Origin of the sequence: Helicobacter bilis ATCC 51630 (assembly GCF_000686565.1) — a bacterium.
Taxonomy (GTDB): Bacteria; Campylobacterota; Campylobacteria; order Campylobacterales; family Helicobacteraceae; genus Helicobacter_A; species Helicobacter_A bilis.
The window spans coordinates 1-23,152 of sequence record NZ_JMKW01000011.1; the positions used below are offsets into that span (position 1 = coordinate 1).

At 34.7% G+C, this 23,152-nt stretch carries 23 protein-coding genes, 2 tRNA genes and 1 pseudogene; 12 read left to right on the forward strand and 14 right to left on the reverse strand.

Annotation, left to right across the window (positions count from 1 at the left end; genetic code table 11):
- Nucleotides 1-19 precede the first annotated feature (19 nt).
- From T368_RS16510 to T368_RS0103485, 8 genes and pseudogenes are all read right to left on the reverse strand, one after another.
- A pseudogene (locus T368_RS16510) lies at nucleotides 20-403 on the reverse strand (methyl-accepting chemotaxis protein); the annotation flags it as partial.
- A gap of 470 nt (nucleotides 404-873) precedes the next feature.
- A complete protein-coding gene (locus T368_RS16515) occupies nucleotides 874-2,097 on the reverse strand; it encodes a cache domain-containing protein (protein WP_237022123.1) in 1,224 nt (407 codons plus the stop codon).
- Nucleotides 2,098-2,308: 211 nt separating this feature from the next.
- The gene (locus T368_RS13115; protein ID WP_237022124.1) at nucleotides 2,309-3,169 is read right to left on the reverse strand and encodes a radical SAM/SPASM domain-containing protein; all 861 of its coding nucleotides are present in this window, start codon (nucleotides 3,167-3,169) and stop codon (nucleotides 2,309-2,311) included.
- A 14-nt stretch (nucleotides 3,170-3,183) separates the two neighbouring features.
- Nucleotides 3,184-3,342 carry a hypothetical protein gene (locus tag T368_RS16520; protein ID WP_237022125.1) on the reverse strand — a complete coding sequence of 53 codons (159 nt, stop codon included), beginning with the start codon at nucleotides 3,340-3,342 and terminating at the stop codon, nucleotides 3,184-3,186.
- Entirely contained in the window at nucleotides 3,339-4,082 is a 744-nt protein-coding gene (locus T368_RS0103475) for a glycosyltransferase family 2 protein (protein ID WP_004086200.1), read from the reverse strand. The genes T368_RS16520 and T368_RS0103475 overlap by 4 nt, the downstream gene beginning before the upstream one ends.
- Nucleotides 4,079-4,507, reverse strand: coding sequence for a hypothetical protein (locus T368_RS13120; RefSeq protein WP_034595111.1), 429 nt, complete (start codon nucleotides 4,505-4,507; stop codon nucleotides 4,079-4,081). The genes T368_RS0103475 and T368_RS13120 overlap by 4 nt, the downstream gene beginning before the upstream one ends.
- On the reverse strand, nucleotides 4,438-5,733 hold the full coding sequence (locus T368_RS13125) for a hypothetical protein (RefSeq protein WP_004086205.1): 1,296 nt from the start codon (nucleotides 5,731-5,733) through the stop codon (nucleotides 4,438-4,440). The genes T368_RS13120 and T368_RS13125 overlap by 70 nt, the downstream gene beginning before the upstream one ends.
- Before the next feature lie 11 nt (nucleotides 5,734-5,744).
- Nucleotides 5,745-6,155, reverse strand: coding sequence for an HAD family hydrolase (locus T368_RS0103485; protein WP_004086206.1), 411 nt, complete (start codon nucleotides 6,153-6,155; stop codon nucleotides 5,745-5,747).
- A gap of 251 nt (nucleotides 6,156-6,406) precedes the next feature.
- On the opposite strand from T368_RS0103485, the gene T368_RS0103490 reads away from it, so the two are divergent.
- The 5 genes from T368_RS0103490 to T368_RS14465 all read left to right on the forward strand — a co-directional run bounded on the left by T368_RS0103490 (nucleotide 6,407) and on the right by T368_RS14465 (nucleotide 9,656).
- Nucleotides 6,407-6,497, forward strand: a tRNA-Ser gene (locus T368_RS0103490).
- Between the two features lie 187 nt (nucleotides 6,498-6,684).
- Nucleotides 6,685-6,761, forward strand: a tRNA-Pro gene (locus tag T368_RS0103495).
- A gap of 406 nt (nucleotides 6,762-7,167) precedes the next feature.
- Entirely contained in the window at nucleotides 7,168-7,416 is a 249-nt protein-coding gene (gene purS, locus T368_RS0103500) for a phosphoribosylformylglycinamidine synthase subunit PurS (RefSeq protein WP_004086207.1), read from the forward strand.
- Nucleotides 7,417-7,431: 15 nt separating this feature from the next.
- Nucleotides 7,432-8,118, forward strand: a complete 687-nt coding sequence (gene purQ, locus T368_RS0103505) for a phosphoribosylformylglycinamidine synthase subunit PurQ (RefSeq protein WP_004086208.1) — start codon at nucleotides 7,432-7,434, stop codon at nucleotides 8,116-8,118.
- 56 nt (nucleotides 8,119-8,174) lie between these two features.
- Nucleotides 8,175-9,656 (forward strand): tetratricopeptide repeat protein, encoded by a 1,482-nt coding sequence (locus T368_RS14465; protein WP_004086209.1) that lies wholly within the window; start codon nucleotides 8,175-8,177, stop codon nucleotides 9,654-9,656.
- A 303-nt stretch (nucleotides 9,657-9,959) separates the two neighbouring features.
- Here the strand turns inward: T368_RS14465 and T368_RS0103520 are convergent, their stop codons facing one another.
- Nucleotides 9,960-11,306: an FAD-dependent oxidoreductase gene (locus T368_RS0103520; protein ID WP_027338301.1), complete on the reverse strand. Its 1,347-nt coding sequence runs from the start codon at nucleotides 11,304-11,306 to the stop codon at nucleotides 9,960-9,962.
- 3 nt (nucleotides 11,307-11,309) lie between these two features.
- Nucleotides 11,310-12,101, reverse strand: coding sequence for a metal ABC transporter ATP-binding protein (locus tag T368_RS0103525; RefSeq protein ID WP_027338302.1), 792 nt, complete (start codon nucleotides 12,099-12,101; stop codon nucleotides 11,310-11,312).
- Between the two features lie 288 nt (nucleotides 12,102-12,389).
- On the opposite strand from T368_RS0103525, the gene eno reads away from it, so the two are divergent.
- From eno to T368_RS0103550, 6 genes are all read left to right on the forward strand, one after another.
- Nucleotides 12,390-13,664, forward strand: coding sequence for a phosphopyruvate hydratase (gene eno / locus T368_RS0103530; protein ID WP_004086212.1), 1,275 nt, complete (start codon nucleotides 12,390-12,392; stop codon nucleotides 13,662-13,664).
- Nucleotides 13,665-13,821: 157 nt separating this feature from the next.
- The gene (rpmH, locus tag T368_RS14795) at nucleotides 13,822-13,959 is read left to right on the forward strand and encodes a 50S ribosomal protein L34 (RefSeq protein WP_004086213.1); all 138 of its coding nucleotides are present in this window, start codon (nucleotides 13,822-13,824) and stop codon (nucleotides 13,957-13,959) included.
- Nucleotides 13,960-14,632: 673 nt separating this feature from the next.
- Nucleotides 14,633-15,433, forward strand: a complete 801-nt coding sequence (locus tag T368_RS0103535) for a hypothetical protein (protein ID WP_004086214.1) — start codon at nucleotides 14,633-14,635, stop codon at nucleotides 15,431-15,433.
- The gene (locus T368_RS0103540; protein WP_080628841.1) at nucleotides 15,417-16,337 is read left to right on the forward strand and encodes a hypothetical protein; all 921 of its coding nucleotides are present in this window, start codon (nucleotides 15,417-15,419) and stop codon (nucleotides 16,335-16,337) included. Before T368_RS0103535 ends, T368_RS0103540 begins: the two co-directional genes overlap by 17 nt.
- Nucleotides 16,327-17,304: an outer membrane beta-barrel protein gene (locus T368_RS0103545; protein WP_004086217.1), complete on the forward strand. Its 978-nt coding sequence runs from the start codon at nucleotides 16,327-16,329 to the stop codon at nucleotides 17,302-17,304. Before T368_RS0103540 ends, T368_RS0103545 begins: the two co-directional genes overlap by 11 nt.
- Nucleotides 17,292-18,341 carry an outer membrane beta-barrel protein gene (locus T368_RS0103550; RefSeq protein WP_004086219.1) on the forward strand — a complete coding sequence of 350 codons (1,050 nt, stop codon included), beginning with the start codon at nucleotides 17,292-17,294 and terminating at the stop codon, nucleotides 18,339-18,341. The genes T368_RS0103545 and T368_RS0103550 overlap by 13 nt, the downstream gene beginning before the upstream one ends.
- 181 nt (nucleotides 18,342-18,522) lie before the next feature.
- Here T368_RS0103550 and T368_RS13135 read toward each other — a convergent pair whose 3' ends face one another.
- From T368_RS13135 to T368_RS0103570, 4 genes are all read right to left on the reverse strand, one after another.
- Nucleotides 18,523-19,566, reverse strand: coding sequence for a YihY/virulence factor BrkB family protein (locus tag T368_RS13135; protein ID WP_004086221.1), 1,044 nt, complete (start codon nucleotides 19,564-19,566; stop codon nucleotides 18,523-18,525).
- A gap of 10 nt (nucleotides 19,567-19,576) precedes the next feature.
- On the reverse strand, nucleotides 19,577-20,011 hold the full coding sequence (locus T368_RS0103560; protein WP_080628842.1) for a toxin-antitoxin system YwqK family antitoxin: 435 nt from the start codon (nucleotides 20,009-20,011) through the stop codon (nucleotides 19,577-19,579).
- Nucleotides 20,012-20,151: 140 nt separating this feature from the next.
- Complete coding sequence (locus T368_RS0103565; protein ID WP_004086225.1) at nucleotides 20,152-20,595, reverse strand: hypothetical protein; 444 nt, start codon at nucleotides 20,593-20,595, stop codon at nucleotides 20,152-20,154.
- A gap of 323 nt (nucleotides 20,596-20,918) precedes the next feature.
- Nucleotides 20,919-22,667 carry an ABC transporter ATP-binding protein gene (locus tag T368_RS0103570; RefSeq protein ID WP_004086227.1) on the reverse strand — a complete coding sequence of 583 codons (1,749 nt, stop codon included), beginning with the start codon at nucleotides 22,665-22,667 and terminating at the stop codon, nucleotides 20,919-20,921.
- Between the two features lie 197 nt (nucleotides 22,668-22,864).
- Here T368_RS0103570 and T368_RS13140 point away from each other — a divergent pair, with 197 nt between their 5' ends.
- The gene (locus T368_RS13140; protein ID WP_210647619.1) at nucleotides 22,865-23,065 is read left to right on the forward strand and encodes a carbamoyltransferase N-terminal domain-containing protein; all 201 of its coding nucleotides are present in this window, start codon (nucleotides 22,865-22,867) and stop codon (nucleotides 23,063-23,065) included.
- Nucleotides 23,066-23,152 lie beyond the last annotated feature (87 nt).

Consider the following 23,152-nt stretch of genomic DNA (forward strand, 5'->3'; position numbering starts at 1 on the left):
AAAATACCGATAAACTACCTTAAAACTTCTTTTTATTCACATCTTCTAGAATCTTTGCTGCGACTAGGTCTAGGGCGTTGCTTATCTCTTGTGATTTATTAGCAATCTCTACATTTTGCTGTGTGGTTTGCTCTAGTTGCGAGATAGATTCATTAATCTGTCCTATGCCTTGAGCTTGTTCTTTTATAGATTCTGCCATGTCGTTGATACTTTGGACTAGTATATTCGTATTTGCTTCTATTTCACCCAAAGACTTTTGAGTTCTCTCTGCTAGTTTTCTTACTTCATCTGCTACGACTGCAAAGCCTCTGCCATGCTCCCCTGCCCTTGCTGCTTCTATTGCTGCATTAAGTGCAAGCAGGTTTGTTTGATCGGCTATATCACGAATGATTTCAATGACATTTTTAATATCTTCACTTTGTGTGATAACTTCACTTGTCCTGCCTGAAACATTTTGCATTGAACTTGTAATCTCTTCAACTGAAGCGGCAGTTTGCTGCAAAGAACTTGCCTGTGTGTTTGAGCTTTGTGTAAGAGTGGTTACTGCTTCTTCTAAATCTTTTGATTTAATCTCTAGCTCTCTTGCATATTGGGCTAATACTTGAAGCATTGTAGTAATAGAATCTCCAAGCTTATTTACACTTTGTTCTAGCCCTTGAGGATCTTGGATTCTTGGAGTAAAGTCGTTGTTGTCAAACGAGTCAAACACTCTTTTGGCTTCGGCTAGGTTATCTCCAACCAAAAGATATAGAGTGTGCGACATTTCATTTAAAGAATCTTTTAGTTTATTAATCTGTGGGTTAGGGCTTGTTTGTGTAATATGTTTGCCAAATCGCCCTGCTTTTGCTTCATCTACAATCTCCATAACTTCATTTACAAGCACAGAATCTTGCTGCAATGACCTTTGTGTTTTTTAATGTTGTCGTTAATGGCGCGAGCCATGTGTCCTATCTCATCATTAGCACGCGGTTTCAAAAGATCTGGTGCTTTACTTGTTTCATGATTTAAATACTGAAAGAAAGATGTAAGTAGCGATTCTAGCCCGTGTATTCTTGTCGTAACATTTACCTTTACTACCCACCATATAGCAAAAACCACAACAAGCATAAAAACAATCGCTCCAATAATCATGTTATTACGCAAATCACGCAGTGGTGCATAAATAGACCCCTCCGGTGCAGTAACGGCAATCCCCCAATACACGCCCAAATCTTTCCAAATGTCAAATACGGCAATTCCAGTATAGCTTAGATCACCACGCAAGTTATAATATTCCACTACACCTTCTTGCTTGTTCTTAATAGCATTTGTAACATTGAGTGCAGTAGGCGAACTATTCACCTCTGTGAGAATCTTGCCCTCAAAGCTTTTATCAGCGTACATAATTACCATGCCATCTTGATTCAGCAATACCCTATAATCTCTAGCAAAAACAGAAAGTCTATCACTGCGAAAATCTGCTGATAGCTCATCAATATCAACAAGCATGCCAATCACGCCTATAACTTTTCCCTGCTTATTATGCAAAGGGATATTGAGAGATAAAATATACAATTCTTTATTATTAAAATTAAATTTACGCGGTGTTCCAACGCTTGGTTTGCCACTTGCAAGTGCGGTTTGCACACCCTTTAGTGTTAAAATTGTAGAATCTGAAGGAAGCATATTTACACCGCCTTCATTTCTTGGATTACTATCTAGTGCAAGCATGATATAGTCATTGCCAACTTTAAATTTTGACTGCCTATCCACATCTTTTAAGATGATATAGCCATAGGTGCCAAAGTTATTTTGATCAAGCATATTCATAAGATTGTGTTTTAATTCTTGCTCTAGTGTCTGTGTGTCGCTGTTTAATATATCTTGCACATTTGCATGTGTTGCTAATAACATGCTATAAGTTTCGTTAATATAGCCTTGCATAAGATTTGCAGAACGCTTTGCGGCATTGCTTAAAAGCTTATGAGATTCATTAAAGAGTATCTTTTCAGCATGACTACTCACCACATACACTAACCCCAACATACATACGAAAATTGCAACCAAAATGGCTAAAATTATCTTTGTTCCAATTTTAAGATTTGACCACACCGACATTGTAACTCCTAATGGCAATATAAAGAATGTCTGGAAATAATAATGAAAAATAGGCAATAATATATCAAAAAACACAATTAATATATAAAAATATAAATTTAGCGTATCAAAACGCTACATATTTGATACTCTCTTATTAAGATGAATATCAAAAAGCAGTAAATTTTGTGTTATTTATTGCTATGTATAAATGGCAATAAACTTACATACATTAATATTGAGAATCTTCCACGCATTTTTTACAAGTTGCATGACTTTTATATGCACCTTGCTTATGCAATATGCGTAGTTTTTGAATGTCTTTGTGATTCCAAAAAGATTCCAAAGAAAAGTTTGAATCTTTTTCAAGCTCTTTAAAGAGATTCCCTAAAGGCATAGTGTCTGCATGGAAAGTGCAACATGGTAAGACATTGCCTTCAGCCGTGATTACAAGCAATTGATTGGGATAGGCACAATGAAATGTTTTCATTTTGGTTGTAGTGTGGCTTTTAAGGTCTCGCGCGGTTTTTATCTTTATCATCTCTTGTGCGCCAATCATATCGACTTTATCACGCCAAAAGGCTATGAAGTCATCTAATTCATGCTCGTTAATTTCCGTTCTTACGAAATTTACGCGAATAAGCGGAGTTATGCTTTGCATTTGCTTTTTTAGCTCAATGAGTTGTAATACATGCTCTTTTACTTTTGCATAATTGCTACCCGGTCGCATTTCTTTATAAATAGATTCTGAAAAAGCATCGAGTGAAATTTGGATTCTATCTAGTCCAGATTCTATAAGTGATTTTGCTCTTTGTTGTGTAAGAAGTAAGCCATTTGTGGAAAGATAAATATCTAAAATTCCTTTGCGTTTCGCATATACAATAAATTCTTCTAAATCATTGCGTAATAGTGGCTCATTGACATGATTTAGCCGTATTGCTTTTAAACCTTTACTTACGCCTTCATCAATGACTTTTTTATAAATCTCAAATGGAAAAACAAATTGCTTTTTATCGCTATTAGATTCTAGCGATATGGGACACATGGGGCATTTTAAATTGCAGGTTGCATTTAACTCAAAATTTATTTGCAATGGAAATGTAGGCTCTATCTCAAAGCGTGCGGATTTACTCCATGCACTTCTGTATTCATGCCAAGGGTTGCCCCCCCCCCCATATTAGCAAATTTTAATTCACCAAGTTTATCAAAGCTTTCACTACCTAAAACACCGGTAAAAGATGTCATGTCGCGTTTAATTTCTGTCATACAATATCCTTTTTGTTAAGTTGTTTCAATCTCTCATAGTCCCGTGGTGTTCCGCAAAACACTACTTCGCTAAGATTGATTGTGAAAAATCGTATATCCATGCCCCATTCTATCAATATATTATAGAGTGGGGCAATGTAGTATTCATTCTTTGTTGTTATGTTGTTTTGCATGGAAAACTTCAAGGCTTCTTTAAAATCTCTTGTGTGTTTAAAATAGTATAAACCACTACTACATAATGATGAGATTCTATCTTTTTCACTTGTTTTTAAGACTTTATTGCTATTTTTATCAGGTAAAACAAAACTCCATTCATTCCCCTCAGCGTGAAAGACTTCTAAATAGCCATCAATCTCGCTAAAATCAGTTGTTATGGGTAGAGAAAAATTTGGTCTAAAGGTATCTATGTTAAAAATGAGTAAAGATTCTGTGTCTTTAGTCTCACTTTTTTCTAAGCCTAGCAGCGTAGTATGGGCTTGTCCCATTGTTTCTTTTTCGAGTGTTATTGTTTCATAGAATTGCAATCCTAACTTCTTGCATTCACCATCGATAAATGCCTTTGTATTGCAAATATCACGGCATACAAATAGAATCTTTTCTTGGTTAAAATATGCTTTAAAGCTATGTATCGCATAATAAAATACGCTTTTGTCCCATAAGGAAAGCATGTATTTTGGCTCATTGTAACCGCTTTGTTTGAATCTGGAGCTAAGTCCTGCCATTGGGATAACAATTATCATATCTTGCCTTTTTTATCTGTATTGAGTGAATTGGGATAGAGTGTTTTAAACTGCTTGTAAAGGCGAAAAGCATTTGCAAATAAAGCATCTTGTCTTTTTGGATTATCAGCATGCAGTGGAAGTGCGGATAAAAAGAGATGGATTGTAATCGCATAGATTTCTGCGGCATTTTGCGGACAAAACAACTCAATGAAATATTGTTGCAAACTTGAAACTATGCTGGGTTCTTGTATATCAAAGTAAATGTGAGACTTGCTGATTTCACATTTATAAAAACCAGCAATGATAAAATCATATAATCCAACAAGCGAATGAAATATCTTTGCATAATCATATCTTTTGTCACCATAAGGAGTTATTGTGTCGCTAAAGTCAATACCTCGTGGATCATAGGTTTTAATGCGATTTGAGCGGAAGTCAAACATGATATTGCTAAAACAAAAATCACCATGTATAAAACAAACATGAGAAGATGGGGTAATATATGTGTCAATATCTGTAAGCATGTCTTGCAAAGTAACGCTAAATGCGGCAGTGCTAAATAGGGGCATATCGCCCCCCCCCCCCCCATAGTTGTTGATAGAGTTGTCGCTAGGGGTGTTTTGGCATTGCTATCAACAAAACAAAAAGGCTGTGTGAATGAAAAATTGCGTTCTTTGCAAAAATCTTTTAATCTTTCAAATGTTTTTTGCGTATAATTAAAATTTGTTTGGTTAGTAGAAGTTTTTGCATGGAGTTTAGAGAGAAAAGAATGCAGGGAATTAAGGATATTTTTCCATACAATTATACTTAATCGCCCAAATACAAAAAGCTCTGCCAAAGTATTTAAATACAAATACTCAACCTTATAGCTATTTTTATCTAACTGCATAAATAGTGGGATATGCAAAGATAACTCTTTTGGAAACTCTAAAAACCAGTTAATTTCTCCTTGCAGCTTTTTATGTAATGATGATGTTTTGAGATAAAAGCCATCTTGAAAGACTAATTGATTAAACGCTCTTTGTGTGGTAATAATTTGTTTAGCATGCAAATAACTTGAAAGTAGCCCAAAGTCCTGCCAACCATTTTGCTCTACAACACGAAATGGATATGATTGTGAATATAGCTTTAAACCGCTAATATAGTCATACTTGCTACACACTATTGATTGTATCAGTGTGTAAGGATTTTGTATATGAAAATAACCACTTAGAGCAAGCTGATCGCCACATGATTGCTTAGAATCACAGGCAATACGATAATCGCTACTTAAATATTCCCACTCATAATTATTATCCACATGCATAACGCCGATGGCATTTTCTGTGCTATCTATCTTTTCTAAGTAAATATCGCCATGTAGAATATGTAAAGACTGATTAAGGGGCAATTTCATATTCAACGCATAGACAATAGATTCACCCAAGCCTAAATTATCGGGGACAAATAGAATCTCTATATTATATTTTGCTAGATTTGCAATATCAAAGCTATGGAGTGTAAAACTTTCAGGTAATGTTAAAACAATAGGTTCATTATAGGCGTGAAAAAGCCGTGCGTAATACTCATAGAATCTTTTTTGCCCAAGCGGCAGAAATGCAGGTGGCAGTTTTCCAAACTCAATTTGAAATTCTGCAACCAAATATTGTGCCGATGTAATAAGTATCACTGCTTATCCCTTTAGCTATTTTTACTTTTATCGCATATTATTTGTTTATAAGCTACTTCTTGTGATAGCATATCTTGTATTTCTGTATAACTCTTTTGCACAAATTCAGATGGGCGAATTGCCTTATCATCAATGTAGAATCCATCAAAGCCACACCAAGCCTTACCCACCATAATAGAATCATAGGGGATATTATGCTTATTTAACCATGCTACAATATCTGGCAACACCTTAGCGTTAATCTTGCCTATATCACCATTATAAGTTCTCATGCCTCTACTTGTTGAAATGATAATATTAAAGCCCATTGCCTTATACTCTTTTAGTTTTTTCACAACCTCAACTCGCACAGGCTTATCACTATATTCTACATCTATATCTTCTGTAAGTGTTCCATCAAGGTCAATAACGATGTTTTTCATTTATTCTTATCTTTATGTGTTATTTAGGGTAGAGATTATAACAAAATAATTGCAAACTATAAATTCTTTATGTAAATAGAACAAAATAAATAACTCTGCAAACTAAACTTTGACAAAGTTATATATCTTTACACAAGACAGAAGCTAGATTTTTAAGTAAAAATTAAGCTTTTATTAGATAGAATTCTGCTTTTATTTCTGTTTGAAAATTGTTTTTTGGCAGACTTGTTTTTATTGGAAATCTACAACAAGGACAGGTGGGTGAGTTGGCTGAAACCACATCCCTGCTAAGGATGCGTAGTCGCAAGATTACCGAGGGTTCGAATCCCTCCCTGTCCGCCACTCTATGTATAAAATTTTGTTATGTTGATTATTTGTTTGTATAAGGCACTCATTCATAGACTTTATTGAATCTAAGTTCTCGTTAATGTGTTGCATTCAAGAATAAAGTTTGCCTAGTTGCTTTAGTCATTCACTTAATATATGGAATTGATACTGACTTAGAATCTAGTTCAATTAGATTTTTTATCGGAGTATAGCGCAGCCTGATAGCGCGCACCCTTGGGGTGGGTGAGGTCGTGGGTTTGAATCCCGCTACTCCGACCATTACTTTTTATCTACTTAAAGACTTACATATTTTTATTTATCCATATTAAAATCTGTTTGCTTTTATGGAATCTTGAGAGCTTTATAGAGACTCCATAAAGTTTAAGGAATAATCCTAGAAACTCAATCAAATTTAGATAGGTGCGGGGTTTGGGGTCTAGAGTCCAAAACAGCTTGTCATATCGAGCGAAGCGAAATATCTAATATGAAATCTAAGTAAAGATTAATCTAAAAATAGATTCAAATAAAGATGTTTCACTTTTTACAAAAGCCCAAAATGACACAAATCTAGAATCGTTTAGTCTCACGCAACTTAAAAGGATAGCGAGTTTTTCACTTTATAAACAATAACTTTATAAAAAATATTCTATAATACGCCTTTACTAGATTGCAAAAAAGGATAGCAATGCGTTATGATATAGCCATAGAAGTTAGCACAAGAGATGGTGTTTTAAATCCAGAATCAAAAGCGATTTTACAAGCATTGCAAGGGCATGATTTCGCGGTATCAAAACTCACTATGAATAAAAGATTCTATCTCACTTTAGAAGCAAAAGATAAGGTTGAGGCAGAGAGTCTAGCAAAAGAAATGTGTGAAGATTTTCTAGCAAATCCAATCATACAAGATTATACAATAGAAGTGCAAGAAGCATAATTTAGGGGCGTAGTTATGGTAGCGATTTTGCATTTTTTAGGGACAAATTGCCAATATGATGTTGCAAACTTCTATACAGGGAAAGGCATAGAAAATACGCTTATATGGCACACAGAAAGCACTTTGCCAAAAGAAACAAAGTTAGCCGTTATTGCAGGTGGGTTTAGCTATGGCGACTATCTTAGATGTGGGGCAATAGCCGCTCAAGCTCAAAGCATGAAAGCATTAAAGCGATATGCGGAGAATGGGGGTAGGGTGCTTGGCATTTGCAATGGATTTCAGATTCTATGTGAGTCAAAGCTTTTGCCCGGCGTGCTTATGCGGAATAAAGACTTAAAATTTATCTCTAAAAATGCCCTTTTGCGTGTAAAAGCAAGAGATAATGCTATGCTTAAAGACTATGGGGAAAATGAAGAATTTATGCTGCCTATAGCACACGCAGAAGGGAATTATCAAATAGATTCTAAAGGCTTAGAAACACTATATAATAATAATCAAGTGTTACTGCAATACGCTGATGATATAAATGGCAGTGTGGATAAAATCGCTGGAATCTGCAATAAAGAACACAATATCTTTGGGCTTATGCCACACCCTGAAAGAGCGGTGCATACAAAGTCAATCAATGCAGATTCAATGGATAATTCAAGCAAAAATGCTATGGGTATAGCCATGCTTCATTCACTCTATAATGAAGCATAAATTGTTTGGTATATATTTTGCTTTTAATACAAAACTGCTAGATTAAGGATATGATGATGAAAAAAAGGATATTTTTACTCGCTTTAATTAGCTTTTCTCTTTGCGTGTATGCTGCTGATGAAGAGCAAGCAGAGACAAGAGCCGCACAACCAAAAGCACAGCAAAATACAGGCAGTTCGGGGAAAAGTCCTGTAACAAATGTGCCTGCAAATGGCGGTTATGATTTACGCGATCCAAGATATTATGGCGGACAATATAATATGCAGGGTGGATATTATCCACAGCAATATTATGCACCTTATGGTGGCTACTATCGCTATGATCCTTATGATCCAAGGACTTATGAGCGATATTATGACCCTTACGATCCACGAACCTATGAGAGATACTATTATGGTAATAACTTCTATTACCCTGTGCCTTCATATCCTACACCCTCGATTCCACAAACTATACCAAGCTATGGGCAAGGGCAACCTGTGTATAATGGCGATGAAGAGAAACCACAAGCCCCAAGTGTCGTGCCAAGTCAAAATCAAGCATGGTTTGACGAAGGTGGTGGGAATCAGATTCAAATCGCACCAACACCACCAAGTGATATTGCTATAAGCTATGCACCGCGTGTGCCGCCAATGCCTTATACACCAAATAACATTAATATCGTGCAACCAAGCTATAATTTCCCTAAGCCAGATAATAGCCCGACAGAAAACGCGCTAGCAGATCCAAAAAGTGCAAGTGCCACACTAAATGCAGGGGTTGAAGCGGCAAGAAAGGGCGATTATAAACAAGCTTTGAGTATGTTTAATACTGCATGTGATCAAGGTAATCCTGCGGGCTGCTTTGGTGTGGGTGTAATGTTTATGTATGGGGCTGGCGTGCAGAGTGATACACAAAAAGCGATTAAATACTATCAAAAAGGCTGTGCTGGTGGCGATCCAACTGCATGTGCGAATCTTGGTATGATTTATGATGAAGCACCAAATATGGGGAATAATAAGCAAAAAGCTGCAGAAATGTATATGACAGGCTGTGCTGGTGGCGATGTCGATGCGTGTAATAATATCGGCTGGGCGTATGCAAATGGCTCGGGTGTGCCAAAAGACTTGAATAAAGCCTTGCAATACTATCGCTTTGCGTGTGATGCAGGTAGTCAGTTGGGTTGCTATAATCTAGGCTTACTCAATAATGCAAGCAGTGCGTATGGAATCAATAATGCAAATATGAATCCAGCGGATTTAAACTATGTAGCATGTAATGCAGGGGATATTGTAGGCTGTGCAAATCTTGGTTATATTTACGCACAAGGGCTTGAGGGTGCGCCGATTAACTATGGACTTGCGGCACAATACTTTAATACCGCATGTATGGGCGGTGTAGCAAGTAGCTGTAATAATCTAGGTGTTTTATACGAGCAGGGCAGGGGCATTACACAGAATGCAGGACAAGCTTTGCAAATGTATAGCCTTGCATGTGAAGCAGGATTACAAAATGGCTGTGATAATTACAGAAATCTAAAGAAAAAGGTTGGGGGATAATTTAGATTTTCTGTCTTCGTATGGGGTGCAAGGTTTGGGGCACAAAGAAAATGAATCTCACAATTCAACAAAAACGCATATAGATATAAAGTCAATTTGCAAACAAGATTCTAGAAAACTTTCGCATTTTAAGTGAGCTGCGACAATCATTAAATTTTTAATCAATGTAAAAAGCTACAAGTAAGAGAATACATTCATTCTCTTATGTATATCGATATGCTTGTGCTTTATCAGTCTTTGAAAAATAGTAGAAAAAGTAGATTGTGGGATTACAATCTCCCACATAGATTGACAGATATAAATCTATTGCAATTCTTCTGGCGATAATTCTCTTAAGAATCTTTCTTTATCAAAGTTTGCGTGTAAAAACGCAACGATTTCTTCAGAATCTATCATTGCATTTTGCAAACATGAGGTCGCACCCGGTGAAGGTGTCATATTGAAAGTCATGCCTTTTCCTGTGCGTATCTTCTTTTCACCTAACTCAAGTTTTTTAGCTGTCCTATCAACGACTTGTGGTCGCACTTCACCATAGCCTTTTGCAAATGTAATGTCTTCTAGTTTCAGTGATGGGATAATCTTTTGTGCGTCTTTTATGAAAAGCCTTTTGCCAAAGAAAGGCAGATGGAAGAAAATATTACGCAAGATATAATTCCTAATTTCAGAATCACTCAATAAATCATAAGTAACTTTAATCACATCTAGGTGTAGATCAAGCTTTAATAAATCTGGGCTAAGGACATCAAAGAAATGTTTGCTACTCTCAAGTCGCAGTGTAGCAAGTGCGGTTGGTCCAAGTCTTGTTTTACCCTCCACGAATACATCAGGGTCACCATGCAATGCTGCAAATGGAAGCTTAGGATTTTGCACACCATACACTTTTCCCTTTAAAAGATTTGGTGCGAAATAAAACTCACCGCCAACAGGCAAACAGCCAAGATCTAAACCATAACCAGCCCTTTGAGCAAGAGGCAATGAATATGAACCAGCATCAACAAGCACAAACTTTGCATAAACCTCTCTGCCATCTGCACCAATGATGGCATAACCTGTATTTTTTGCTTCAATCCTATTGACACGAAAACCTAAAAATACTTCATTTTGTGGATTTTTCTCTTTTGCTTTTTGTATGAAATACTCACTCAAAGCCTCATAATTTACTGCACACCAATCAGAATCAAAACCAGAACCAACTACATTTTCAGGTCTATCCCGACCACTTTTCCCTTCTATAACTTTTGGCTCCATAGCCTTAATATCTTCTTTTGTATAAAATTTTAGCCCGGGAAAAATATGTTGAAATTCTTCATGTCTTTTCGTCATAACTTCACACTCATGATCACCCACACCTATTGCCATTTTTTGCATATTATAAATGACTTTGTTTTGCAGGTTTTCTTTCAAACAAAAATTGCGAACTTTTTGTGCGGATAACTTTACTTTTCTGGCTTTTTCAGCACTATAATTTGTTTCTATAGAACCATCATGTATTGTTTGTGAATTTGCCTTATGGCTTGAGCTTATTTGTGCTAGTTTTGTTTCTTTTTCTATGATTGCGATTTTCTTTATATCGCTATATTCTGTTAATGTGTAAAAAGTGCAACAACCACTCACTCCACCGCCAATAATGACGACATCAAACTCATTCATTACCTATCTCCTTTCGCTACAATTCTTTGCAAAATCTTGAAAAATATCTATTTCACAAATATGCCCATCTTTATTCAGCGTAATGTGTGGTGTTTCATGGCTATGAATTGCCCTATTAATATGCAAAATTCTTGTCGCATACTCTAAAGTTATGGGTATATCGTGACTGATCGTAATTATAGTATGAAATTCGTTAATTGTTTTTAATATTTTATATATCTCAAGTTGCGTTTGTGTGTCTATATTTGATGTTGGTTCATCTAAAATTAACAGCTTTGGATTGCCGATTAATGCACGGGCTATAAACACTCTTTGTCTTTGTCCGCCACTTAGATCACTGACTTTTTTATATGCAAGATTCTCAATACCAAGTTTGCTTAGAATCTCAAAAGCTCGCATTCTTTGTTTCTTATTTACTCTATATCCAAATATTCTTGTTTCTAATATACCCATTTCTACTATTTCTATTACCATTATGGGAAAATTTATATTGATTTGTGTGTTTTGTGGCACATAACCTATCTCTTTTTTATTTGCAAAAAGATCTCTATTTGGATAGTGAATCTCGCCTGTAAAATCTGGTAAAAGTCCAAGTAAAATTTTTATAAAAGTTGTTTTTCCGCCACCATTTGGACCTATGATTCCTAGAAATTCTTTGTGTAAAATCTCGAAATTTACAGATTCAAAAATTTTTTCCCCATTGTAACTAAAAGAAACATTTTTACCTATAATAATAGGTGGTTTATCTATTGTATGCGAATCGTTCTCATCTTTTTGCATATATGTTTGTTTCATATTCTCCCCTTAGTCAAGATTCTACATTGCATATAATTTTTAATTTATAATTTAAGTAAAAATTCTATCATTTTATATTGCAAAAAGAAAAGATATTAAGTCGAATCATACCACATAAATACTTCTACGAAACATGTTTGTTGCTATAACAATAAGGCTAAAATAAAAATCTAGCATTGTAGTTTTAACACATATAAAAAATGCAGAATCTCAAATGAAAACATAAAAACCACATTCAATATGTTAAAATAAGCGACATTAAAGTTTTATTAGGTTTAAAGGATATAAATGGCAATTATTAAAGAACTTGATGCGTTTGAAGTGCTAGATAGTCGTGGCAATCCCACAATTTGCGTTAAGGCGGTTTTGAGTGATGGCAGTGTAGGTAGTGCGATTGTCCCAAGTGGAGCTAGCACAGGAAAAAAGGAAGCATTAGAACTTAGAGATAAGGATAATATGCGTTTCTTAGGCAAGGGCGTGTTACAAGCATGTGCGAATGTAACAGAAAAGATAGCAAGAGATATTGTAGGTATGGAAGCATATAGGCAAACAAGCATTGATTATATGCTAAAAAATATCGATAATACACAAAACTACTCAAAGCTTGGAGCAAATGCTACACTTGGCGTTTCTATGGCGATAGCAAGGGCTAGTGCAAATTCACAAAAGATTCCGCTTTTTAGGTATCTTGGTGGTATCAATGCAACAACGCTGCCCGCCCCTATGTTAAACATTATTAATGGTGGGAGTCACGCTGATAACAATGTGGATTTTCAAGAATATATGATTATGCCGCTTGGATTTGATTGCTTTAAACGGGCGCTGCGTGCAAGTGTGGAAGTGTATCATACGCTAAAACAGATTCTAAACGATAAGGGTTTAAGCACGGGTGTGGGTGATGAGGGCGGCTTTGCACCGAATCTAAAAAATAATGAAGAGCCTATTAACTATATCATTCAAGCTATTGAAAAGGCCGGATATAAAGCAGGGGAAGATATAAGCATAGCCCTTGATATTGCAAGTAGTGAGTTTTATGAGAATGGAATCTATAATTTAAAAGGTGAGAATAAAAAGCTAGATTCTAAAGGCTTGGTTGCTTACTATGAAGAGCTAGTAAAAAAATATCCCATTGTATCCATAGAAGATGGATTAAGTGAAGATGACTGGAATGGTTGGGAGTATTTGACAGAGCGACTTGGTAAAAAAATCCAGCTTGTAGGCGATGATTTATTTGTAACAAATACAGCGATATTACAAGATGGTATTAATAAAAACATTGCAAATGCAATCCTTATAAAACCAAATCAAATCGGCACAATCACACAAACAATGGAAGCCATAAGACTAGCTCAAAAAAGTGGATACAAAACCATTATCAGCCATAGAAGTGGCGAGAGTGAAGACTCTTTTATAGCGGATTTAAGCATTGCCGTTAATGCAGGAGAAATAAAGACAGGTGCTCCTGCAAGAGGTGAGAGAAATGCGAAATACAATCGCCTTTTAGAATTACGACATGGACATAAATTTTTAAGTTATGATGCAAAAAGTTTGTTTGCAAAGTGATTTTGCAATGAGATTACTTTTTGAAAAAGTGTTTTGTATGGGCAATAAGCCTCATAAATAGGCTAGATTCTAAAAGCTTTAAATCTTGCAAAAATAACAAAAGTATGCTATTATTGCAGGCTTTGTTTATTAAAATTCTATAAAAAGGTAGCAGATAATGAAACGAACATATCAACCACATAATACACCGAGAAAAAGAACTCATGGTTTTCGCACAAGAATGAAAACAAAGAATGGGCGAAGAGTGATTAATGCAAGACGAGCTAAAGGCAGAAAACGACTAAGTGTCGCGTAATCTTGCTTTTAGCCGTGTGATGATCGCTCTATAATAATGTGTAATTTATTGTATATTTGACATTTTGTGTATATTGCAATAAATGTGATATTTGAGAATATATCATATTGATTCTTAAGTGTCGCTGTATCTCTTTGGGTGTTTATATCCCAATATCTTGCCCCGTAGCATATCTCTAAAATGTGTATTTTAACAATATAGCTTCGCGTGATTTATATTATTTAAGATTCCATGTATTGCGATATAGCCCATTAGTTGATTGTTGGACTAGGACTTCATACAATTGACATAAAACAAGTGATATAGATTTTAAGATTTTTATTCATATTGTGCTGGATTAGGGTCTTATTCAATCTTTTCAATACATTGTAGCATTATGGAAAGTTTGAGTATGGAATCTTGTTTAAGTGGATTATAAATAATATTTGCTTAGGCATTTTTTCTTGCTATTACACATTTTTTTGCTAAAATTAGCATTTCAGTTTGTTGTGGGTGCTGTGGGGGCTTTATGCAAATTTATACTTCTTTATCATTTTTGTTTTTTTATATTCTATACGCTTTTAAAAACGATATTTCTAAAAGATCTTTGAGATATCACTCATTTTTATCGCACAAATTCATTTTTCCTGCAACATATCGCATATCGCAATCACATAAAAGATAAGGCTATATTGTGAGACAAAATATTACAAAGCATACTTATATTATTAATTTTTGCTATTTTACAAAATATATTTGGAGATATATTTGTCTGTGCTTTTTCATGTCTTTTTATCTCTATGCAACAGAAAATAGCACAGATAAAGATATAGAATCTAAAACAAATAAGGCAAATCCATACAATATAGATTATCCTAATCTAGATTCTAAATACTATCCATACATTCGCTCTCGCAATAAGTTTTATGATAAAGATATAGCAAAGATTATAGAAAATGTGGATAGGGCTGAAGCGAAAAATGCCTTTTTTGTCGGTGCAGCTTATGGCTTTAATATTAATGTAGCATTGCCCTTTTTTGTTGATGCGGGTATAATAGGCACACAAAATACAAAGTCAGCTACCCCTAACTTTAGTCTCTTTGAATTTCGCGTTGGGTATCAAAAATACACAGGCAAAATGTTGCCTATCAATCATTTTGGGTATCAAATCTATATTGATTTTTGCGTGAGTCTTGGAAAAAGTGGGTTATTTTTTACCGGGATTAATGCGGATATGCTGTGGGATTTTTTGGAATTGCATGGTTTTATTGGGAGTATGAATCTTGGTGTTGGGCTTGGCTCAAGCAAGATTACAGGACTTGCCATAAGCCCTTATGGTGATAAATATGAGGCAGCATATAGGCTAAATCTTGGTATAAGTGTGCGTTATCCACAACTTCACCATAAAGCTGGAATCTACTTTGGAAGCACTCAAGGGACAGAGAGAGGCTTTTTGGGCTATACAATGATGATTGGATATGATTATGTTTTTTAGAATCTTTTTATCTCTTTTTCTATTATCTAGCCTTATATACGCAGATGATATAAAGGAAAGTGAAGTAGCACAAGATAAGCATGCAGAAGATTCTATGCGGCTAGATGAAGATCATACAGATATGTTTGATGAAGTCGAAGATAAACATAATGAAAGAATAAAGCAATCTATCGACAGAATGCAGCATGTAAAAGATTCTATAAGAGAGGTGTATGAAAGAGAGAAAATCTATACTCTAGAGCCACAAAACTATTCCATTGAAGATTTACAAATTGGTATTAGCGATGCACAAAATAAAGCAGAAAGAGAACAAGCTAGAAAGAAATTAGAATCTAGTGAATATAAAACTCAACTATTTTTTGGTGTGCAACTTGGCACTACAATAGCTGCGGTAGCAGACAATATAAATGTTTTGCCGACCTTAAATCTAAAGGTTGGATTCCAAAACTTTCTTGGCATATCAAGTAAGCAGGTGGGGCTTAAAATCTACCTTGATACACTTGTAGCAAGCAATATTTTATCATCGCTAAAAAACGATCCTTACGCAGATTTTATAGCTAGCACATTTAGTGCGACAAATGTTAATGCAGAAGTTATGTATGAGATTCCCATTTCTAAAGATATGAAGTTTGGGGTTGGAACTGGTTTTGGTGTGGGCTATATGGCTTATAGTGACAAGTATTGGGATAAACTGAATGGCTTTGCTTCAAATATCGCTTTCCTTACTTATATTTCATTTTATGAGAAACATAAGCTTGAGTTAAGCTTTAAGACCTTTATTTATCATTATGGGAGCTATGTTACTAGAAAGCTTGAGGGCGTAGCACAGAATCCTGTTGATATATTCTCAAGCGATTTTGCAAAGCCTATGAATCTAAGTTTAGGATGGGTATATGTATTTTAAAAAATATATACATGCTATAAAAAAAGCTATTCATTTGCTTATGTTTTTGACATTTACTACTTGCATATATGCAAAAGAAACAGATACAACAAAAAGAGAGCAAAAAAAAGAAGATAGCTTTATCCCCAATATGCTTTTACAAGATACGACAAATATACTTGATTCTTCACTGCCCCTGCCCTATTTTTCATTACCTTACAGCAAAACGCATAATTATCTAAAAAGAGAGAGTAGCAAGAAAGATTCTCTATTTGATGATGCGATGAAGCCTATAAAACCAAAGATTACAACCTATGACTATTCACAACTAAAAAATATGGATACGACACAAGATGAGTATTTTATCGATTTTAAGATTCATGAGCTTGAGAAAGAAGCCTATATGTTAAGGTCTCAAATCATAGAGAAAGAAAAGAAAAAGCGAAATTGGCTTATAGATTCTAAAGCGAGTGGATATTATGCGGGCATTGGTGTAATGCTAGGCTTTATACATAATAAAAACTCTTTGGGTATAGATGTAAGCAGGGCTAGTGCTGGTGGGATTCTAAAGCTTGGCTATTTGCGTTATCTCTATAATCATTTGGGCTTAAAAGCAGAGCTATTTAATATTTATGGAAATCACACGCATAATAATGAGCTTTTGCTGTATAACTATTATGGATTTAGACTTGCTATCTTGCATGATATTCCTGTATTTTTTAAAGAGCATTATTTTGGCTTTTTTGCGGGATTTGGCGTTGGCGGCTATATTTTTTCAAAAAAACATCAAAGCATAGAAACTTATAACTATTTGACAAACATACATAATATGAGTTTGAATCTAAACATAGGTGTGAGCTGGACTTATGCAAAACATCATAGGGTAGAGATTGAGCATATTTTTATCTCCCCACTTACAACACTCTCAAATGGCACAACAGAGACTTTTGAACCTAGCTATATAGTGAGTTACTCATGGGTATTTTAAAAGCTTTATTTTATATTCTGTTATGTGTATGTTTTATGCCTTATCTTTATGGGGTAGATTCTGGCGAAACAAATGTGAAAAAACGCATTCATGTCAATGACGATAAACGAAGTAATTATAAAGTCAATAATTTTACTACCATAAATCTTAACTCAACAAAAAAAGTCAAAAAAGAAGAACCAAAAAAAGAGGTACAAAAACCTACTAAAAGCTATGAAGATAAACTTCGCTATTTACAATCCTTGCGTTATGAAGTGATGAGTTTAAAAGAGCAAATCGGTGATGATTTTCAAGTCAGTGTGCCTTATGGGCATTATGTAGATGACAAAACAAGCGCACAACGATTTAATGCCCTAACACAAAGCTATAATGACGCCTTGAAAAAAAGTGGCTTATTTGCTGGTGTAAGTATGGGGGTTTTAGATATTTATACAAGCGGTTATATTGATAACAATCTTGTGATAACTCGTATTACACCGCTTGTATATGGTGGTAGTGGTGGCTATCAAAAGTTTTTCAACCATTATGTAGGCACAAGGCTTTATGGTGGGCTTTTTACTTCATTTTTCAATGATATTTATACCTATGATATAAAAAATGGCACAACTGCACCTGTGAAAAATCCCTATGGTGGTGATGGGAATTTACAAAGTTTTTATATGTTAGCCTTTATGAGTGCTGATGTGTTGTTTGAATTTCCATTTGACAATACATTTAAAAACTATATTGGTGGATTTATGGGGCTAAATATCGGCGTTATGTATTATCGCCCTTATGCTTCACACCCACAAAAAGGCGATTATTACCCTGCAAAATATATATGGAATTACAACTTGCAAGTAGATTATTCCTTTAATCTTGGCATGAGTCTCACTTTTAATAATATACATAGAGTAGAAGTAGGACTTGGCATACCTTTCTCATATCTCTCACTACCGGGCTTTGCAGAAAGTGCTGATGTGCTTGAGAAAATACCCTCAAACTTTTGGCGTAGTGCGGTATTTTTAGCAAACTACCGCATGTTGATAAAGTTTTAGAATCTAAAATATTATCGTTTTGAGTGTAGCGAAAATCCCTCTACACATTTTAATCTTGAGGCATTTTTACCTTTTTAGTAATGCTTAATACAACAAGAATCTAAATTAGATTCTATATCTAAACTTGTTTAAAGTATAGGTAATAAATGTATCTTATTTTTAATCTCTGCTACTTTAGAATCTAGCTTTCATTACATGGATATTTTGTATCAAGCCATTTACAAAACTGCATAGAAAAAAGCACAACAAGCCATGACACATAAATCCACAAAAATGCAAACATAATGATTGAGACTGAGCCATAGATATTGCTATAAAACTTATTATAACTCATGTAGTAAAAAAATATGATTTTTAAACCATACCACACAATTGCACCAAGCAAACTCGCTAGTATCAACACAAAAAATCGCAATGGCTTATTAGCTGCTACACGAAAAAGCATAGCAAATGCAATCCAAGTAGCAAGCATAGGCACAAAAGAATAATATTTTGTAATCACAGCATCAGAGTATATATCTACAATCACTGCATTAAAGTAAATCGAAGTAGCAAGAAACATGGGTATAAGCGTAATTAAAAGCCAGTATATGATAAAAGAGTCAAAATAACCGCGTTTTTTTGCCTCAAAAATGCGTGCAGCAACATCATCAAAATTCCTAAAGAATATAAAAGAGCTAATAAGCGAAATGAGAAAGCCTACAAAGCCCATCTCTTTGCCATTTGATAAAAAGTTATCTAGGATTTTTGCGAACTCATGGGCATTGTCAGGCAAAATATTATCAAGGATAGATTGTTTTAGAATCTGTAATTGATCTTGAAAACTTGGAAAGAGTGAAAAAAGAGAAAAAAACATTAAAAAAGCAGGGATAATAGAAAAAATGCTATAAAAACTTAAAGAAGCCGCATAATGAAAGATTCTATCATTATCGGTTACAGCATGCCAACAATATGAGATTTTTTCACTGATAAAATAGCGATGCTTGGTTATGTTTGCATAAAAATGTTGTAGTTTTTGCAAATAGCCATCTTGCTGTGTTTTATTGTTTTGTGTTTCATGTGTGAGATTATTTTTTTGCATTTGTTCTGTTAAAGTTTCGCTATTTGGATTGTGTGCTTGAGAGATTGACTCGTTTTGCGATGTGCTTTCTTCTGCTATCGTATTAGCAGAAGTATCTAAAGATTCTGTGTATTTTGTTGTAGTATGAATCTTTGTATCTTGCACGCATAAACCTTTAATTAAGATATTTTTGGGCTATTAGCTTACCATAATAATACTGCAATGCTTGTATCCTTTTCCCCTCAGTTATCACATATAGCCAGTTATGCAACACTCCCTTTTTAAAAGTCGTTTTTAAAGCTGTATTATCCCTTGCATACTGCGTAAAATCTCCATGCAACACCCCGTCTTTGTAGAAACCTGTGAAATGTGGGCTACCATTTGGATAAAAATGACTGAATCTTCCATGCAATTTGTCATCTTTATAATGAACTTCCCATGCAAGTATGCCACTTGGATAATAACCCACAAATTTGCCATGCTTTAATATTCCTTTGCATGAACCTTGCATAACAATACCATCAATAATAGTTTTACATGAAGTCATTTTAGTATGTGCATAAAACAATGAAAATGCAAACACTAAAACAACATACCTGAAAACATTCATTCCCAACAAGAAAATACCCTAAAAAATGTGAAAAAAGAAATAAGAGTGAGACTATAATAAGAGTTTATTGCCACAAAAGGCAGACTAAGCGAAAATCCAGCATGAAGCCAAATTTTCACAATAGTCCAAATGGCTGAAAGTTACTTTACTTTAAGCACCGCATTGATTTTTTTCAATTTATCTTCTTCAAGTAGATAGCGTAAATTGCGTTCATCTTGTTTGCTTTTTCTAAACTCTTCTTCTTTTTTAGTGATTCTATGAAGAATTTCAGTAGCTTTAGAAACATTTCTATTTGCTTGTGCTTCTTCTAAGTCTAAACGCAAATTTTTAACATCAAATTCCACCGCATCTCTGTATTGTTTGAACTTCTCTGTTTGTGCTTTAACTGCCTTGAGAGTATCAAACTCAATTTGTGCAATTTCTCTTTTTTGTTTTAAGTTTGCAGTCGCATAAAGCTCTTTTACAACGCCTTTAGGTGCAACAGAAGCACCGATAACATGCTCATGGTGAGCCATATTAGGACATGCGAAAAGCAACCCGCTTGTTGCTATAGAAACAAACATCAACTTCTTAAGAACCATCATAACTTCTCCTTTGGCATAGAAAAAATAAAAATTATGAATGGCATTATAACGAAATATAATGAGTTTTAAACATAATTTTTGTAAAAAATAGATATTTTGGTTTATTGTTAGTTACCAAATCTATTGAAATACCTTGCTACATGATATTCAATATCTTTGCAAAATCAACATATAATGCTTATAACAGCCACAACACTAGCATTCATTTATAGTAAGACTAGATTCTACATGTCAAGCCAAGAATAATCAAAACTATATGCTTAAAGTAACTTGACTAAACGCATATAGTTTTACAATGATTCTCTCATTCACACAATAAACGCCTATGCAAGATCTTCATCTTTTACTCTTCCCTTCTTTCTCTCTTCTTGATATTCTTGCTGTGTCCAAATGTTTAGAATCTTACCCTCACTCATTTGCACGACTCTTTGAGCTAACTCAATGGTGCTTGGTCTGTGTGCTACAACGATTAAAATTTTATCTTTTTGCAATGTAGCAAGTGCATCTTTAATAGATTCTTCTGTTTCTTCGTCAAGGGCACTTGTGGCTTCATCAAGTATTAAAATATCTGGATTCTTATAAATTGCCCTTGCGATAGCTATTCTCTGTCTTTGCCCTCCACTTAAATTTGTCCCAAACTCATCAAGGATAGTTTCTATACCATCATCAAGTTGTGATACAAACTCATACGCCTGTGCTTTTTTTAGCGCATCAATCACTTTTTCTTCATCAATTTCCATGCCATAGGCAACATTACTTGCAATACTTCCATGGAATATAAAAATTCTTTGTGTTACAATAGATATATTTTTACGCAAACTCTCTTGTGAAAGATCTTTTAAATCATAATTATTAATGAGAATCTTGCCTTCATTTGGCTCATAAAGTCGCAGTAAAAGACTCATTAAAGAGCTTTTTCCGCTACCACTTTTGCCAATAACAGCTGTCGTTGTGTTTCTCTCAAACTTCAAAGAGAGATTATTAATCGCAGTGAAATCATCATATTTCAGCGTAATATTTTGTGCCTCAATAGATTCTATAGGAGACTTTAGAATCTCTTTGCCATCAATAATTTTTGACTCCCTATCAATAATGTCTGATAATCTCTCATTTGCCACAAGGGCTGGTTGCACCCCTGCAAAGCTTCCATTTAATCCCTTTAATGGCTTATAGAGTAAAAACATAGCCGCCATAAGTGAGAAAAACTGCCCAGCACTCATATTATCCCGCAATACTTCTAGCCCACCTATGATAATGACAATCGCCATGCCTATTGAGCCAAAAAGCTCCATAAGCGGTGAAGTGAGTAGTCCTACTCTTGTTGATTTTCGTCCCAAACGAAACATCTCATTGCTATAATCTTTATATTGTTTAAACTCTAGTTTTTCCCCATTACTTGCCTTAATAATCTCTATATTATTAATAATCTCAAATACCCTTGAATTCATATTAACACTTGTTTGAAAGCTTTGATTCGCAAGAGATCTTAGCTTTTTTGCAATGAAACGAATGGGGATAATAGATAAAGGCATAATCATTAATGCAAGCAAGGCTAAAAACGAGCCATTATATACAATAACCGCACTATATGCAACAATCGTTAATATCGTGCTTAAAAAATTCATAAGATAACCCGTAGCAAAATACGACACCACAGAAATATCACTAATACGCGCTAGAATCTCACCGCTACGCATACGATTAAAGAAATCAAGCTCAAACCCCAAAACTCGCTTCATCACCTTTTGTCTTACTAGATTTTCAACATTTGCATTAATGTAAGAGAGATAATAGCCCTGCATATAAATCCCAAGCCCTTTAATAAAAAATATTGTAATAAGAACCAAAGGCATGATATAAAGCATTGCTTCATTCTTATCTTTAAACACATCATCAATTAAAGGTTGTATCACATACGCACTGCCACCAGATCCAAGCGCAGCAAGCACCATGCCAACAAGCACCATAAAATACTGCCATTTGTGCTGCTTCACATAGGGTCCAAATCGTTTATAAACAAGTTTAAAATCTTTGCGTAAATTAAGGGATTGTGTTTGCTTATCATCAGTCATTTCTTATACTTCCTTAATAATTCTGTTTAACAAAAAAATAAAGCAAGATTCTAACATATTTGAATAAACTATGACAAAAGGTAAAAGCGTGTAATGTTATACAGAAACAAATAATAAGTCTTAATAATTTTATGCTAGAATACGCCGATTAGAATCTCAAATCTACCACATATTAGATATTAGCAAAAAGGATAGCAATGATAATTTTAGGTATTTCAGCCTTTTACCAAGATAGTGCCATAGCCCTATTAGAAGATGACAGAATCCTTTTTGCCTTGCAAGAAGAGAGACTATCTCGCATTAAGGCTGATAGCACATTTCCTAAACTATCCATTGAAGCGGCATTAAACTATATAAATAACAACTGCCACGATTATATGGGGGGGGGGGGGGGGTGAATACCCCAAAATCACTCCACAAGATTTAACCAACTTAGAATCTACTTTTGAAAACGCCCAAGCCCAAGACGATTCTAAGAATTGCGG

Bases quoted from the DNA above. Each gene is read 5' to 3' on its own strand.
- purS (WP_004086207.1), top strand. From the start codon at position 7,168: ATGCGTTATGATATAGCCATAGAAGTTAGCACAAGAGATGGTGTTTTA.
- T368_RS0103485 (WP_004086206.1), bottom strand. From the start codon at position 6,155: ATGAAAAACATCGTTATTGACCTTGATGGAACACTTACAGAAGATATA.
- T368_RS0103560 (WP_080628842.1), bottom strand. From the start codon at position 20,011: ATGAATGTTTTCAGGTATGTTGTTTTAGTGTTTGCATTTTCATTGTTT.
- rpmH (WP_004086213.1), top strand. From the start codon at position 13,822: ATGAAACGAACATATCAACCACATAATACACCGAGAAAAAGAACTCAT.
- T368_RS0103540 (WP_080628841.1), top strand. From the start codon at position 15,417: ATGATTATGTTTTTTAGAATCTTTTTATCTCTTTTTCTATTATCTAGC.
- T368_RS0103545 (WP_004086217.1), top strand. From the start codon at position 16,327: ATGTATTTTAAAAAATATATACATGCTATAAAAAAAGCTATTCATTTG.
- T368_RS0103525 (WP_027338302.1), bottom strand. From the start codon at position 12,101: ATGAAACAAACATATATGCAAAAAGATGAGAACGATTCGCATACAATA.
- T368_RS0103520 (WP_027338301.1), bottom strand. From the start codon at position 11,306: ATGAATGAGTTTGATGTCGTCATTATTGGCGGTGGAGTGAGTGGTTGT.
- T368_RS0103570 (WP_004086227.1), bottom strand. From the start codon at position 22,667: ATGACTGATGATAAGCAAACACAATCCCTTAATTTACGCAAAGATTTT.
- eno (WP_004086212.1), top strand. From the start codon at position 12,390: ATGGCAATTATTAAAGAACTTGATGCGTTTGAAGTGCTAGATAGTCGT.
- T368_RS0103550 (WP_004086219.1), top strand. From the start codon at position 17,292: ATGGGTATTTTAAAAGCTTTATTTTATATTCTGTTATGTGTATGTTTT.
- T368_RS13140 (WP_210647619.1), top strand. From the start codon at position 22,865: ATGATAATTTTAGGTATTTCAGCCTTTTACCAAGATAGTGCCATAGCC.
- purQ (WP_004086208.1), top strand. From the start codon at position 7,432: ATGGTAGCGATTTTGCATTTTTTAGGGACAAATTGCCAATATGATGTT.
- T368_RS13120 (WP_034595111.1), bottom strand. From the start codon at position 4,507: ATGTTTGACTTCCGCTCAAATCGCATTAAAACCTATGATCCACGAGGT.
- T368_RS0103565 (WP_004086225.1), bottom strand. From the start codon at position 20,595: ATGATGGTTCTTAAGAAGTTGATGTTTGTTTCTATAGCAACAAGCGGG.
- T368_RS16520 (WP_237022125.1), bottom strand. From the start codon at position 3,342: ATGACAGAAATTAAACGCGACATGACATCTTTTACCGGTGTTTTAGGT.
- T368_RS14465 (WP_004086209.1), top strand. From the start codon at position 8,175: ATGAAAAAAAGGATATTTTTACTCGCTTTAATTAGCTTTTCTCTTTGC.
- T368_RS16515 (WP_237022123.1), bottom strand. From the start codon at position 2,097: ATGTCGGTGTGGTCAAATCTTAAAATTGGAACAAAGATAATTTTAGCC.
- T368_RS0103475 (WP_004086200.1), bottom strand. From the start codon at position 4,082: ATGATAATTGTTATCCCAATGGCAGGACTTAGCTCCAGATTCAAACAA.